The following is a 15091-nucleotide window of genomic DNA, read 5'->3' as shown; positions in this document are numbered from 1 at the left end:
TGTGTTGTGTGATCTATTGGTGCGTGGATGGAATGACCGTGCGGTGAGTCTTGATGGGCATGCGTGGCCATCCACGCATGAGACTATCTGAAAGAGTGTGAGGGGCAGTTATGTCGGACTACAGTTGGGAAAACAGACGAGGAGAAACAATCAGACAAATGGGAGTCTGGAAAAGTACACTATACGTAGTTGGAGGGAAGGGTTGTCTGGAATCGACTATAGCGAAACCAAATAACTTCCAACCGAATGTACATCATGTAGACAGCGCAAAAACGCACGTCGTACAGACGGAAGTAAATTGGAACGGCTATAGGCGGTGAATTGTCGACTAGACTCCGGTGTAATCATCGAGGTCAGATGAGTCTTCTCTGGACTCTTGAATGTCTTTGCCAGTTCTGAACATGGCTTCTAAGCGTCGAACTTCGTGTGACCGTCGTTGACGTTCTTCTAGTAACATCGACACAATGGCATTCCAGAACGCTACTTCTTCTGCAGAGCCTTCTGTCAGGCGTTGATCACGCCATTCGGTCGCAAAACGGGTGTAAACCCGAATTTCACAGTCATCGAAACTTTTTAACGATTTTGCAAGGTCCTTAACAGCGTTCATGATATTCCTACTATCAATCGTGTCGTTATAGCCGATTCAATTATAGCGAAGCCACATAACGTTCAGCCGAAAGTCCTCATGGTTTATAGCGAATCCATTTACAGTCCAATCAGGAACATGCAACAAACCCAGCTACGTATTTGGATTCGCTATAACGTCTATGCGACTCGCGTATCTGTAAATAGTATCGGCTAGGCTCCCGTAAAATCTTTACCCTGAATACGAAGAAAGATGAGAAGAAAACAGACGAAAATGCTGGTACGATAGAGGTTTGATGGGACTGTCTTTACGGCTCAGTTCGGTAGAAGACTTCGGGAAGGTCTTTGCGCATGCATACATTTAGGAGAGGGAGATCGACAATGATGTCACATGGAATAACGAAATGGTTCAGATTGGGAATCTTTCTTGGCGTGCTGGGTTTGTGGGGATGTGGGGAAGATCCTCAGCAGTTATTCGAAACCGCGCAATTCGAAGAGCAGCAAGGCAATCGTCCGCATGCCATTCAACTCTATGAACAAATCATCCAGATGGACGCAAACAGCGAACTAGCGCAAAAAGCCAAAGAGCGTATAGGGAAGTTAAAAGAGAAAAGTGAAGAATGAGAGAGTGAAGGAATGCGAGTCAGTCTTTGTCTTCCAGGTCGACGCCGGTGCGGTACATGTACTCCAATCGCCGAACTTCGCCTTCCCGTCGCAGGCGTTCGTCGATACATAGGTTCACGACCGTATTCCAAAATCCTGCCTCAGCCATGGCCCCTGCTTCAAGACGTTGATCGCGGAATTCTCCCGCGAAACAGGTATAGTGATTCAGGTCAACTTCATTGAAGTCGCGAAGAAAGGCTGAAAAATCGTTTGCTGAGTCCATAGTCAAGTTCCTATCCACTGTATTATTTGCGATCTTTATCGGCACTCAATCACCCATTTCTTAAGTTTCTGTTGATATTTCTTGGGCATTTCTTTGCTCCTCCGCATGTTTTTGGTGTTTCCACCCTGTTCCTCCTCTCTTTTCTCTTGTCTGACCTGCGGAGGGCTTAGCTTTTTCGAGCTGTTATTTCGCTATAGCCGTTCCAATTTACTTCCGTCTGTACGACGTGTGTTTTTGCGCTGTGTACATGATGTACATTCGGGTGGAAGTTATTTGGTTTCGCTATAGATGATTGTTTCTGTTATCAAAAATTATTTGAAAGTCTTGAACTGTGCTGTGTGTATTGATGGTGAAAAAACAGGGGTGTGACTGATTGGGCTTTTGAGATGTGATTTTGGAACGCTATGTGTGAATGGAGCAATTTTTTAGACCGATGATTTTTTGCTGGGGCTAACGCAGGTTAACGAATGTCTTGAAAAAATCCTGGGGTCAGAGTGGGAAGTCCGTATTCGACATACAAGATGATCAGCAAGACCCTGGTCAAACTTTTCCAGACTCCCATGCGAAGAAACTTTCGTGCATCGGTCACAACAGGAGAGGGGAGGAGGTGTGGGACGGTATAGTGTAAGAGTGTATTCCCAAATGCGACATCTTCGAGGATGGGTTGATTCGGGAACCTCCCAATTCGTTCAAACAGCCCCTGTCTCACAAACAGAGCTTGGTCTCCATAAATAATGTGTGACCTCGTGCAACGAAAATTATCGAGCCAGGATATGAAACGGAGTCTCCAATCATTGCCGGAAAATTGATGGGTAAACCCACCGGCTTGGCACGTTGGCTGTGAATGAAGACGGTACAATGTACTCATGGCATCCGGCGGAAGGGTGGTATCAGCGTGGAGGAACAGGAGCCAGTCATTCTCTGACATTCGGTGATTCCACGCAAAGGCTGCTCCGGCATTCATCTGCGAGGCTCGCCCCCTCGGAGCGGTCAAGAAAGTGATTCGCGGATTGCCGGAGACAAGGTTTGGTGTATGGTCTGTACTCCCTCCATCAACCACCACCACGTTGTACGTACCTGATTGCTGGAATAACGATTGGAGTGTGGCCGGTAAGGCGCGTTCTTCGTTTAATGTTGGAATGATGACCCAAATCATAACGTGTTACACGTGAATCGTATCTCGTATTTCGTAAAAGCCAAATAGAACTTCTGACAAGATGTGAGAGTCAGTCGATTTGTCTCGCCTTTCTTCTTGCTGCTTATGATATTCCCGTACTGGGAGAATATAGCGAATCACAATATTGCTTTGCCGAAAGTCCATCATGTCCACAGCACAACACAATACGTCGTGCAACCGGCCATCTATTCGAACAGCTATAGCCTAAAGGATGAGAGCCCTGGATACGAAGTTCGGCAGACGAGGTTTTTTTGACGTTGCTCTACTTTCCGCTCGTTGTCTACGTCACTCATCTTTTTTGAATCTCACGTTATACGATAGCGCAAACTGGTGAACCTTTTATCCAGTCAGGTAATGTTTTTCGGAACTCCGTTAGATACCAATCAGGGTCCTCATTGATCTCAACGAGAAGCGCTTGGCCTGTTCGTACCATTGACTCTGCCAGTCCAATGTAATCTTGTGCCTGACTTTGAAGTGATTGTGTCGAGATCGCGCGCTGTGCGATTGTACGTTCCAAGAGTCGAAGCCCAAACCCATGATGAGCTTCTTCTTGTTGTAAAAAAATCCGCCGAAGTCGTTGAAACGGAGCTTGTCGTTTCAGAAGACCCATTTCTAGTTTCTTGAGTATGACTTCTCCTAAACCTTCAAGAATCACCTGTTCGGCTAAGATTGTCTCATGCAAGTCCCCACGGTCCAGTGCCGAGGCGATGAGGCGTTGGTATTGTGCAAATGGTTTGGTAAATGGGGAGGCGCCGAGGTGTTTTGGGGCGATCCAATTAATCGATGCATGAAATGTGCGCGCGTGCAATAGTTCTTGTCTCGCTTGTCCTTGCAGGAAGCGAGTCGTTCCCGGGTCTTGAGCCAGTGCTGCTTGTGCTTTTGCGCAAGAATGAGCGATGTGTTCACCCAACTCAATGAATTGGAGAAGTCTCGCAAGAGGAAGACGTTCGTTAGTGTGCAGTAACATGGGTGCCGTTTCTGAGAAATGGTTCGACTTTTGTCGGGGTCAACAGCGCATTGAGTGGCTGGCGTAGGGTTGATCCAATGACACGGCTACAGAGCATGTTGCAGGAAGACTGGTTTGAGCATTCTTCAATAGTCTGTTGATCGAAATGGTGTAAAATCTCATCCAACGATGATCTAAGAAGATTCCCCTGATGTGTCAGGGCCAGGCAGGGAGCCACGTTGCCGGAGGCATCGATGGCGATGCTGTAACGCCCGGCATCGCACCGATTGAGCGGTCCTCCGTTTAGCCATGTAATGTTATCGCGCAGGTATTGCCGAAAATACCCACGCGGGACGAGTCCGGAATCTAAGACAGACTGAAAAACCGACACCGCCGTGGCTTTCTGATATTGGAGCGTCAAGTCAACTTTTCCATATCGATCAATATCCCAATGGTAGGCTCCGACCACTGGGATAAATCCTCGATCACGCGCAAACCGAACCACGTCCATTACATGGTGACGATTCACCTCGCTGACAATGCAGGTCAGATACTTGGGGTGTGGATAATCAGCTAAGGCGTCAATGCCGTTGAGGACAAGACCCAATTGGTCGGCCCCGCGGATCTGTTTGTAGAGGTCTCGATCAAGCGTATCAAGACTTACTGAAATATTCAGAGGAATATGCGCGAGTCGATTGATTCGTGCTGGTGTCAGTTTCGTTCCATTCGTAATCAAACTTAGGCTGAACCCAATCTCCGTGAGATCATCCAGGATTTCTGGCAGGTCTGTTCTTAAGAGCGGTTCCCCGCCTTGGATCAAGAGAAAGCGCAGCCCGTCGTGATACAGGTTACTGAAGACCTGACGAATTTCCTGCCGACTCATTTCATAGCGACCTTGATTGAGTGGGAGATCACAATAGCCACATGAGGAGTTACAACGGAGTGTGACTTCGAAGATGCCTAGAAGAGGGCGGCGGCGCAAGAGATTCAGTGCGGGTTTGGTTGTGTTGTAGAGATTTGCAATCATCGTGATACCGTATTGGAAATAGGCGTGTGCTTATGACGTGCTCGTGATGTGTTGAATCATGCCCGTGTGTACCATGACTTGAAAGAGTTGAGAAATTTCCGTCTGACTCATTTCCGGATAGTGATTCAGGGTGTGGTGAAGCGCTTCTTCGAGCGAGAGACCTGTGCAGAGGTGTTCAAGAAGATTGTATTCAACCTGCTGTAATTCATTCACATAAATTTGTTGGTGTTTTTTATAGAGCAAGAGGTGTTGTGCAATGTTCCAGTCAGGCTGCGGCTGTCCATCGTGGCAAGTGCCTCGAAGTTTCCAGATGTTGTAGATGGAATATGGAGCAGAAAACAGATGAACGGACGGGCCGAATTGAAATCGTATATTGCTCTGTTGCGTCATGGCTTGGATGGTCTCTTGGGAAGCTGGTTCATGTTGTGGCATGTGGAAGATATTTTTAAACAGCCATTCGAATCGAGCAAGGTCGGGAAGAAAGAGAAGGTCAGGAAATGGACGGGCTTTTTCCAGAAAGTCGGCAAACTCTGCTCCGTAGGTAGATAGATTATAGGTTTGAGATGGATAACTCTGGATGAAGGTTTTCGCCAGGCGGAAAAACTCTTCATCACCAGCAACCCACCAGACGGCCTCGTAGGTCTCTCCCAACGCTTCGGTCAGTCTGACCAAATACCCACGTCGGTATACGTCTAGCGCATCGTGCGACGTGAGGTCTTTCCCCGGTGTAATGGCCTTAGAAAGGCGTGCGTCCGGGGCTTCGTGATCCTGTCTACAGGCTGTGTGCGAAAATAGACGTTGATACTGATTCAGCGTGAGTGTGCCCATGGTGATAGTTCCATATTCGTGTAGCTTTGTGCGCTTCCTGTTCTAATACGGAAAATTCGGGGATGTCATCGTCCCATTCGATAAGCACGGGAATATCTGGAGCACGAGCGATGAGTTTCGAAAATAATTCCCAGACTTCCGGATACACGGGTTTTGAGTGTGTATCAAAGAGATACGTCCCCATGTCGGTATAGCCAGCCAAATGAATCTGTCCAATCAACTCTGTTGGGATGGCTTGAAGAAAGACCTCTGGATCAAAGCGATGGTTGATGGCGTTGACGTAAAGGTTGTTCACGTCAAGGAGGAGTTTGCAGCCAGATTGTTTCGCCAGTGTCGTTAAGAATTCCCATTCGGCATACGTTGCTCCGGGCGGTTGAAGATATGTTGAGACGTTTTCTAGCAGCATGTGGCACCCGAGGGCATTTTGGACTTGATCGACATGCTTCAGCAGTAATGTGAGCGCTTCGTCTGTATAGGGAAAGGGTAAGAGGTCGTGGAAATTGGACGCTTGCAAGCCAGTCCAACAGAGGTGATCGGACACAATCCATGGTTCGATACGATCTTTAAGCCGCTTCAATTGTTTCACATATTCCGGCCGTAGTCCTTCAGTTGATGCGATCGAGAGAGAGACGCCATGGAGTGCGACAGGGTAGTCTTCTCGAATGAGCTGAAGCATGTTGAGTGGTCGCCCTTCGGTATCCATATAGTTTTCACTAATGGCTTCGAACCAGGTCACCGATGTGTGGGGGCGTGTTTCCAGGTGAGGATAGTGAACTGGACGAAGTCCAAGTCCAACATTTGGTTGAGCGAGTGTGGCTGGTTGTGAGAGTGATTCATTCATGGTGAGTCTTGATCGTCTGTTACCATGTGCCCTCCCTCTTTCTTTCTATATGGAAGCAAGGGAGGGCGTTATGGATGTTATAGCCGCTTCAATTATACCGGATCGATTGAATGTCTCATTACTGAATTCCGATTATCCTCGCGTCATGGCCCATAACAATCCTAAGAGGTTCATCTAAGCGAGTATCAGCTCCCATTGTTGAAGCAGATCATACGCGGTGTCTGGCAAATCGGTTCGACTGGCATTCAATTGAATTCACGAGAACTAATGAGATTTAGCCACGTATTGCCCGCCTTTTGCATCGCAGTCGGCTTGCGACATGCTGACCCACCCTTTGCCTTTGCAATCATTCTTGCCTTCGCAGGATTGCCCCGCGCCTTTGCATTCTCCGTGTCCTTTACAGTCGTTCACACCATGACACTCGCCTTTGGCCATTTGGCCACCCGACATACTGTCATGCATGCTGTCGTGTGAATGCGCGCAACCTGACGCAATTAACATTCCTGTCAGTGCCGCACCCATAAGTAATGATTTACTGGACATAACTGATTCCCTCCTCAATACAAGTGAATTGAAAATGTGGACTCGTGATGTGTCACTTCTCGTTCGTCGTTATAGCCTCATGTTTAACTGGTACTTCAGGCCTGGGGCGAATAGTCCATTTCGATGGTAGTCTGCATAGGCCGTTCAACGTTACAGGTTCATGTAAAAAATCATCGCGACAGTGAGAATATCCAGTTTGAGTACAGGGTATCCTTTTACAGCGGACTGTTCGTATCTGGTGCGATGCCGTTGAGATGCCAGTCATATTCAAGAAACTGTACGTCATAAGTATTGGTTCGTAGATTGTAAGCCAATGTGGGGTCATCGATAAATTGTGCAACATAGGCACTCAGCGAGCCTGAATGATTGACGAAATCTTCGGTGAACCAATCAAAAATTTTCGAAAGATAGGCAATCTTATTTTTGTGGTCGAACCGATTTTTCGTTGGATCGTTGATAAATTGTCTGGCGCTATCCGTAAGCTGTTGATCGAGCTGTTCACCTGTGAATGCCTGGGATCGGAGTTTGGGGCATGATTGAGACGCACATACGATGGCGAAGTGAATGCGGGGTTCCCGAAAGTCAGGAATCAGGAGTTCTCGTTCCAAATCATAGAGGTTGATGGTCTCACCGCCCACAGAGTATCGCTGGTTCACGAAATATTGGTACCGGCCAGTAAACGTACTTGGGGAATAGCCGTCTAGGATACCCTTAATGGCAAAGGCGTTATATGCGTTTATCCAGAATGCTAGTCGATCATTTGGCGTCGGGAGTCGGGTCGGAGCAACGTGATTGAGAAGGTGAAGATACTCGGTGAATGTATGGTCCTGTGCAATAGCTGGGTACTGGACGACACCATCCTGTACATGTGCTTTGAGGACCGCATCAAACAATTGGTGTGAAAAGGTCTTTGTAGCAATTGGCTGTTCAGGGGTAAATGAGCGAGGAATGGTCGTGCACCCAACGAGCCAGATCGGGGCGATAATCAGAATAGATACTAACTTTATGGTTTTGGTTTTTAGCAAGAGTTTTCCTCAAAATGAGAGACGATACTCTCGGTTATGGTGAATTGGTGCTTGTTGCATAACAATCGTGTTCTCTCAGTGAGGTAATCGGACTCCTCTGTATACGAAAAAGTCTTGAATGATTTGAAAATGTTACACGGCTATTACAATTATCTGTGATGCAGATGCGTCATGCTGAACTGATGCCTCGTTGTCTGTGTGCAGGGAGAAGGTATTGCTGTATTCGGCGGGATCGCTTGAGGTGCTGGCTAAGAAACGACCGAGTGGATGCGTGCCGGATTCTAGACAAAGATATCGACAAGGTTTCCCGTCACCCCAAGTTTGTCTCGTAGCTCGGTTTCAGATTTCTCGAGTACCTCGGCGATAGATTCAAGGAGACCGTCGTCTTGAGCGGATGACGAACCGAACAACAATTGGTTGACGCGAGTTGGATTCTCACGAAGCGTAGAGGTCAAGGCATTGTGGTTCTGTCCTGACAATCGAAAATCAAGGACCTTATTGGAGTTTGGTCTAAAATCAAATTCAATGCCAAACGGACTCCGAAACCGCGGGCCATCGGAATCAAAAATATTGGCAATGGTTGATTGAAGATTTGCGCGTAGTGTGTTCAAGAATGGTCCGGGATCGCCAGAAAATTTCCTGTTGTTGAATAGCGGATTTAAGGCTTCTCCCACTTCCCGTAATAAAGTCACAAATTCAGCCGTTTGCTTCGGCGAGACGCCTTTTTGGGCTTTATTGACTCCTGCCGTATTGTGAACTGGATCATATGTTCCATCGGTTATTTCGAGTGCCGCAAAAAATGCTGTGCCGTTACTGTCTAAGATAAGTTGGTCTTCTGGATCATTGGCCGTAATCGAGATGCGCTGTCTTGACTCATTGAAGCTTGCGGTGACATTGGCTGCCGAACTATTGATTCGGCTCAACACGTCGTTGATGGAATCGTTGAGCACATCAATTGATATCGAGATCGAATTAATTAGAATGGATCCGCTGATGACAGAGGAGAACTGTGCGAGTTCACTCAACGATTGATGTTCATCTATGATTTCGTCTTGACCTTGGACTGCCGTCGCTCCGTTGAGTTTCGTCGCCGTTAAAAACCCTGCTGTATCGTTTCCGACCGTGATGGTTGGCGCTGATCCAGTTGTTTTCTGAGTCAGGACAACGCTTTCTGTCCCCGCGTCAAATGTGGCAGTGACTCCGGCACTGGACTGCGTAATTTTGGTGAGGACTTCGTTTAGCGAGTCGCTCGCTGCTACGGTAATGGAATGGCCGTTGACTTCAAACGAACCTGCAGAAACGGAAAGGCCATCGTCGAAATTCGGATTGTCATTTCGTGTTCCATTGAACGGATTATCAGGATTGATGGCGCTACCGATGGAATCAAAGACGTCGACGGTAAACGTGTCATTGGCTGTCAAAGCTCCGGCGCTCAAGCTTAACTCTAGACCATTATCTAATGTGTTGACACGATCGGCTGAACCTACTCCGAAACTAAATGTTGCGATCACTTGATTTTGACTATCGCGAGCTTCCAATGTAGGCGGAAGAAAGAACGACCCAATGGTGCCTCCTCTGGTGACGGTAAACGTCAATGTATCAGTACTATTGTCGCCATCGTAAATACCGCCAAGGGTTGGAAGACTTGTGGAGCTACCGGTAAAAGATGGTCCAAAAGGTGAGAACGACATGGGTGTCGTATTGATTTCTTCTGTTGACCGGAACGTCGTGGCCGTGGCTGCCGTCGTTGTGAGGCCGAGGTCGCTACTGGAACGAATGGTGGCCGCTTGGATGCCTGTTGCGCCAGACTTACGAATATGTGAAGAGGGAAGCGTGGTATTGACCGCTTGCAGAGCTTTGAGTAATTTTTGAATTTGAGTACGAGCAAAGGTGAGTTGTTCCCGTGTGTCAGTCGCGACGGGCGGTTCTAGCGTCGAAGTTTTTCCAGATGTTCTGGCAAAACGAACTGAAATGGATGTGGCCGAAAACGGATTGGCCGTTGGGTTTGTATCGACTTCCATCAATCCATCCTTGAAATCTATGTGCTAATTATGACCTGTGAGTTGTCAAACTTCTTCAATGCCTCCTGGGTTGATGAGGAAGTTTGACGCAATCAGAGATCGAGAAAAAGTGGAGTGCTGGGAGTCCACGATCGTCCCGTATGGACGGAGCCAGGTGGTACCCTCGCGATTTCGAGGCTCATAGTCTTTTTTGTCATTCTCGTACTTCTGTATCGGGTATTGTGAAAATTCCTTGCTGACGTTGTTCAGTGATGAACTCTAATATATGGGAATAGGTATTCGTATATGAATCGAAGCAAAGATTCTTGCTCTCTGATAGTGGCAAGCCCCCGTTTCTATGCTTTGTGGTTATGCGGACATTGAGGAGCATCGTTGTTTCTGATTGTGATGTGATTGTTTGGAATATCCTCTCGCCCATCTCTTTCTTCTAGGTTTTTAAGAAATGGTTTTGCCAGGATAAGTTTTGTCTGGATTGCTGGTCTTTCTTTTTAGGTCTGTTCATAGCCGTTGGCTTTGAACCCTCATCGGGAGTTTGGTCAGATTTTACTTACGATCGATGCATGGTTTTGTGAAATATCGATGCCAATATCGCGTACTGGTATTCTGTCGAAAATGAGAGAAGTAATTGAGAAGGGATTCTATCTTTATCCCCTTGATGGGAACGCTAGACTCAAAGCGAGGTGATGTGAGTGATGAGTTCGTGACTCAAGGCGGGTTGTTGTCCGGCGAGAATATTACGATGTAAATGATTGACGGATTTCGTTCCCACAATAATCGATGAAATTTGTGTGAATTGTAAAAGAAACTGAATGGCGACATCCGAAATTCTTCGATCTTCTTGTGCGCATAATTCATGAAGGGTTTGTTGCTGTTTTGATATCTCCGCACGATTCTGAACTTGAGGTCCTGTTTGTATCATGGCTTTCTCTGTGAGGAGACCTCTTGCGAGGGGGACACGCGCCAGAATACCCGTATTGGGAAATGCGTGAGGCAAAAGGTTGGTGACGGCCTGTTGTTCGAATAGATTGATGGGAACTTGAAGCGCCGCAATTTGAGGGTTTTGTAAACAGAACAGGCCATCCTCAATCGAATTGACTGAAATTCCGTAGAACCGTATTTTCCCTTCTTGCCGACATTGCTCCAGAAAGCGAAAAACTTGACCGTTTTCTAGGATCGCTCGCGGCGGGCTGTGCAGCTGATAGAGATCGATATAGTCCGTTCCCAGTCTGCGCAGACTTTTCTCCAGAGCCCCCTTGAGATATTGAACATCAAAGTTTTGGCGTTTTCGAGATAAGGTTTTGAATGTGGATTTTTTCCTTGATATTCGTGAACGAAACGGACCGATGAATGGAACAAGGTATTGTCCCACTCGAGCCAGTGATGAAGGGAGAAATCCTCCTTTTGTCGCGAGAATGACCTTGTCCCTTTTCCCGTGAAACGCTTTCCCAAGCACACGTTCTGAATTCCCATACCCGTAGGAGTCGGCAGTATCAAAAAAATTGATGCCATGGTCTATGGCAAAATGAAGGAGCGATTCAGCTTCGACCGTTTCGCCTTCGAAGACACTGGCTCCGAGTCGAGAGCAGCCAAGGCCAATGACTGATGTCAGGAGTGGGGTCTTTCCGAGTGGTCGATATTCCATTTAGGCAAACAGATCGGAAAGAACCTTTCCGTCCATAATTTCAGGAATGGGCTGGTGCAACACATGAAGAATCGTCGGAGCGACATCCATAATATGCGCGTCTTCCAATATTTGATTCTTCTGGATGGTCTTTCCCGAAGCCAGCATAAATCCGTTGACCATATGCGCACCTGAACGTTTATCGGGTAAGATTCCTGAAACTCTTCCCATTTTTTCAGACTCAAGATGGTTAATGGGTGCATCGCCGTTCCATTGCACAATTAAATCTTGCAATTCATCGAGATGGTTTCCCTGGTACAGGTCTTTGACCTTGATGACGCCGGTGACGGCATGTTTCCCAGTATCAGGATTCGTCAGTTCAAGAAGATCTTCAGTAATTTTGGCACACAGACGGTCGTATTCTTCCCCAGGTTCGATTTGACCATTCGGTTCGCGTCCTTTGAGGTTGATCCGAATAGCGCCTGAGTAGTCAGATGGAATTTCAAAGGCTTGACTATGCTTCCAGTTGTTTCCCATCGTGAGTACATGTCGTGTGACGTGGTCCCACAATTTTTCAGGAATCACTCGTTTGATGTATTCAATACGCTGAGGAGACAGCATGGTTTCGATGCTCTTAATGGCATAGTAGGGTCCCCATTTTTGATGAGGGAGGAACTGTTTCAGGCCTTTAGATGATGGTTTCGTGATATACCCAAGTTTTTCCAACACTTGAGGAAGAAGGTGTTGCCCGCTGAAGTTTGCTCCCATTCCGGTGTTAGACACGACGAGTACGGTGGCATTCGGGTAGACCTGTAAAAGCTCGCCAATGCCTCGATCGACCTCTTGATAAATACGAAGGACGGCTTCGCCACATGCCTGTTCGAGTTCCGGGTCATATTCAGGGTGTCTCGTATCGGTGATATGCCAGAAGTAATGCCCGACCCAATGTGGTTCGGCATAGCCAATGACGTAACAATCCCATGGTTCTTGGGCCAGGACCCATTTGGCCAGTTCAGTACGACGGCGGGTACCGTCCAGAAGTTTTTTGGAAAATTCTTCCCACGCCGAAATGCTTGTCGGTTTTTCCTGATACCAAAACTCTAAGGGATGATGTCCAACCCGAGAGAACGCATCCGTGAGAAGCTGCTTAGGCCATGACTGTTGTTTGGCATTCAATCCTTCCGCGCCCCAACCTACGAGCATAACGCCATTGAGGTTCTCGGTTGCGTAGGTATCTGGAAGGTCGAGAATGGCCACGCGTTTTCCGTGCTCACTTAATGACTGCCAAAATGGGGCTGTTGCAGTTTCCTCTGCGTATTTTTTTCGTATGGTATAGGTTCCCGGCTTTAACTGACGGTGGTAGAAGCTCATTCCATGTTTGGCTGGATTGGTTCCAGTGATGAGCGACGCCCACGTTGCTCCGCTGGAAATTTCTGTGGTTGATGCGAGCCGCCGCCAACTTCCTTGTTGCATCATGCGTTGAATGTTGGGAAGGTATCCGTCGCGGACCCATCGTTCGATCAGCGTGGGTTCTGCGGCTTCGAGCCCAATGACAATAACCTGATTACGGTCTGGAGACGTATGTGCTTGTGCTTGACTCATGGGGTTTTCTCCGTAGTCACTTCAGAGGTTTTGTGCGAGCCGATGGCATGCCACGCGCCTCGTATATGTGACGCGATGATATTCCCGTTCCCTTGAAAAAGTAATTTGGTGAAAAGCGTAAGGAGTCGAAACGGGAGGTAGAGTCCGATGCAAATCCATTGTGCGAATGTGGCGTGATTTCTGATGAGATACAGATAATTTCTGGCTTTGGTCTGTTCATACTGCGGGATGGGAGGGCGGCCTAACTTTGTGCCTTTGTGGTGAATGATGGCTGTTGGAACATAGAGCGTCTTGAACCCCAGTTGTTTCGAGCGGAGACACAGGTCAACATCTTCCCACCCATAGGGGTTGAACGCTTCATTGAATCCGTTGAGTTGCTCAAAAAGCGTGGCGCGAATGAACAGGCCAAAACATCCGCACGCGTCCACATAGCGCGGATGCGCATACTGGCCGCAATCTTCTTCCCCTGCGCCAATGTCGTGAATGATGCCGGTATACAAATTGACGTGAATACCAACAGAGTTAATGGTTGTCGTCGGGAATCGAGTGTAGCCTTTCCCGCAGGCGATACCCACTGTCTGATCTAATTGGATGGCTTGCATGAAACAGTGGAGGACATCTGGAGCGATGACGGCATCATCATCGAGGAAAAAGAGATAGTCGGCATGGACATGTTGTTTGATGTGTTGCCAGCCAGCATTTCTTCCGCCTGCGGCTCCGCTATTCATTGGCATTCGAATTTTTGAAAGCGTGGGGTAGGCGTGTGAAATCGCTTCCCATGAGCCATCTGTCGATGCGTTGTCGACGACTAATACGTGAACGTGTGGGTATTTGCTTGCAAGCGCGCTGTGAATGGCGGCAAGGATCTCCGTCCGTTTATTAAAGTTGAGAATAATAATGGCAATCATTGGTCGTGGCGTTGTCATGTGCGTACCGTAGATTTCACTGGGAACCATGTGCTGTTGAGTTCAACGAGTGCGCCGATAAGACCTAGGAATAGTGTCCTGGCAAACACTAAAAATGAAAACGCCAGGGCAGTGGCCGGGACGATGCCAAAGTATCCAAAGAGGAAGATGAGTGCGCCTTCGCGAACACCAAACCCTGAAATGGAGATGGGCAACAGAAGCAGAAATCCGAGCATAGCGCGAATCCATCCCAAGCTCTCAAAACTTAAATCAATGCTGATCGAACGTGCGAGAAGAAAGAAGAAAAGTCCGAGAAGCACATGCCAAAGGCTTGAAAAAAACACAATGACGCAATGTTCCCGTAACGATAATCTCTGGTATTCCATCGCGGCTTGGATGAGCCGTGTAAGACCACGGACGATGGGAGCCGGGAACGATTGAAAGAAGGCATGATGCGAGATGGATTGGAAGATTACAGGCACATATGGGCTGAAGAGAAATGCATAGAGGCTTAGGAGTCCTACGGATAACACGAGAAAAAATAGGCCATAGTATTCATTGCCTATGCTTGGACGGTCAATTGCCCAGCAGATGAGTCCAAATAGCGCGAGGGTGAGCGTATTGACGACTCGATTGAGAATAAGGGCGGCGAATGCCTCTGCGCGTTTCTGATTGTCTTTTGACAGCTTATGCCAGCGTATGGCTCCTCCTGCCAGATAGCCCGGCAAGAACAAATTATAAAACTCCGTTGAGAAATTTATGGCGACGATGTTCATGAACGATACATGCATCTGATGATTGTCTGTAAACACTTTGAGCTGAGCGGCTGCAACAAAGAATGAGATGAGAGTAATTGGAATTAAATAGAGCACTGTTGCCAGGTCTAGTCTATGGAATGCCGTCGCAATGGCTGAAAATGGTATAATGCTGAAAATATACGTCAGGATGAGTATGGTGAGGAGGAGTTTGAGAGTCCACAGTATTCCGTTTTTCATATTGTTGACCGGGTTCGTGTCATACTCATTCATGACAGGTCTGGTATTCCAAACGGTGTCAATGTGATGTGTTTTGACCAGTGCGTCTC

The 15091-nt window shown here is 47.6% G+C and carries 15 protein-coding genes; 1 reads left to right on the top strand and 14 read right to left on the bottom strand.

Going from position 1 to position 15091, the window contains the following annotated elements; all coding sequences use genetic code 11:
• Positions 1-328 precede the first annotated feature (328 nt).
• Positions 329-607, bottom strand: coding sequence for a hypothetical protein (locus tag ACWHX8_RS12995; protein ID WP_447968554.1), 279 nt, complete (start codon positions 605-607; stop codon positions 329-331).
• A gap of 359 nt (positions 608-966) precedes the next feature.
• On the opposite strand from ACWHX8_RS12995, the gene ACWHX8_RS12990 reads away from it, so the two are divergent.
• A complete protein-coding gene (locus ACWHX8_RS12990; RefSeq protein ID WP_447968553.1) occupies positions 967-1209 on the top strand; it encodes a hypothetical protein in 243 nt (80 codons plus the stop codon).
• A gap of 19 nt (positions 1210-1228) precedes the next feature.
• Here ACWHX8_RS12990 and ACWHX8_RS12985 read toward each other — a convergent pair whose 3' ends face one another.
• From ACWHX8_RS12985 to ACWHX8_RS12925, 13 genes are all read right to left on the bottom strand, one after another.
• The gene (locus tag ACWHX8_RS12985) at positions 1229-1471 is read right to left on the bottom strand and encodes a hypothetical protein (RefSeq protein WP_447968552.1); all 243 of its coding nucleotides are present in this window, start codon (positions 1469-1471) and stop codon (positions 1229-1231) included.
• A gap of 460 nt (positions 1472-1931) precedes the next feature.
• Positions 1932-2627: a TIGR04283 family arsenosugar biosynthesis glycosyltransferase gene (locus ACWHX8_RS12980; protein WP_447968551.1), complete on the bottom strand. Its 696-nt coding sequence runs from the start codon at positions 2625-2627 to the stop codon at positions 1932-1934.
• Positions 2628-2958: 331 nt separating this feature from the next.
• Complete coding sequence (locus ACWHX8_RS12975; RefSeq protein ID WP_447968550.1) at positions 2959-3615, bottom strand: ferritin-like domain-containing protein; 657 nt, start codon at positions 3613-3615, stop codon at positions 2959-2961.
• Positions 3599-4621 carry a radical SAM protein gene (locus tag ACWHX8_RS12970; protein WP_447968549.1) on the bottom strand — a complete coding sequence of 341 codons (1023 nt, stop codon included), beginning with the start codon at positions 4619-4621 and terminating at the stop codon, positions 3599-3601. Before ACWHX8_RS12970 ends, ACWHX8_RS12975 begins: the two co-directional genes overlap by 17 nt.
• 30 nt (positions 4622-4651) lie before the next feature.
• A complete protein-coding gene (locus ACWHX8_RS12965; RefSeq protein ID WP_447968548.1) occupies positions 4652-5449 on the bottom strand; it encodes an HvfC/BufC family peptide modification chaperone in 798 nt (265 codons plus the stop codon).
• The gene (bufB, locus tag ACWHX8_RS12960; protein WP_447968547.1) at positions 5394-6290 is read right to left on the bottom strand and encodes an MNIO family bufferin maturase; all 897 of its coding nucleotides are present in this window, start codon (positions 6288-6290) and stop codon (positions 5394-5396) included. Before bufB ends, ACWHX8_RS12965 begins: the two co-directional genes overlap by 56 nt.
• A 264-nt stretch (positions 6291-6554) precedes the next feature.
• Positions 6555-6833: a BufA2 family periplasmic bufferin-type metallophore gene (gene bufA2, locus ACWHX8_RS12955; RefSeq protein ID WP_447968546.1), complete on the bottom strand. Its 279-nt coding sequence runs from the start codon at positions 6831-6833 to the stop codon at positions 6555-6557.
• A 215-nt stretch (positions 6834-7048) separates the two neighbouring features.
• Positions 7049-7858, bottom strand: a complete 810-nt coding sequence (locus tag ACWHX8_RS12950) for a DUF547 domain-containing protein (protein WP_447968545.1) — start codon at positions 7856-7858, stop codon at positions 7049-7051.
• 281 nt (positions 7859-8139) lie between these two features.
• Positions 8140-9879, bottom strand: coding sequence for a hypothetical protein (locus ACWHX8_RS12945; RefSeq protein ID WP_447968544.1), 1740 nt, complete (start codon positions 9877-9879; stop codon positions 8140-8142).
• A 670-nt stretch (positions 9880-10549) separates the two neighbouring features.
• A complete protein-coding gene (locus tag ACWHX8_RS12940; protein WP_447968543.1) occupies positions 10550-11521 on the bottom strand; it encodes an aldo/keto reductase in 972 nt (323 codons plus the stop codon).
• A complete protein-coding gene (locus ACWHX8_RS12935; RefSeq protein ID WP_447968542.1) occupies positions 11522-13102 on the bottom strand; it encodes an alkaline phosphatase family protein in 1581 nt (526 codons plus the stop codon).
• Positions 13099-14028 (bottom strand): glycosyltransferase family 2 protein, encoded by a 930-nt coding sequence (locus ACWHX8_RS12930; RefSeq protein WP_447968541.1) that lies wholly within the window; start codon positions 14026-14028, stop codon positions 13099-13101. Before ACWHX8_RS12930 ends, ACWHX8_RS12935 begins: the two co-directional genes overlap by 4 nt.
• The gene (locus ACWHX8_RS12925; protein WP_447968540.1) at positions 14025-15035 is read right to left on the bottom strand and encodes a lysylphosphatidylglycerol synthase transmembrane domain-containing protein; all 1011 of its coding nucleotides are present in this window, start codon (positions 15033-15035) and stop codon (positions 14025-14027) included. The genes ACWHX8_RS12930 and ACWHX8_RS12925 overlap by 4 nt, the downstream gene beginning before the upstream one ends.
• Between the last annotated feature and the right edge of the window lie 56 nt (positions 15036-15091).

The organism is Nitrospira sp. M1 (genome assembly GCF_965152605.1).
This window is presented reverse-complemented; position numbering and strand designations above follow the sequence as displayed.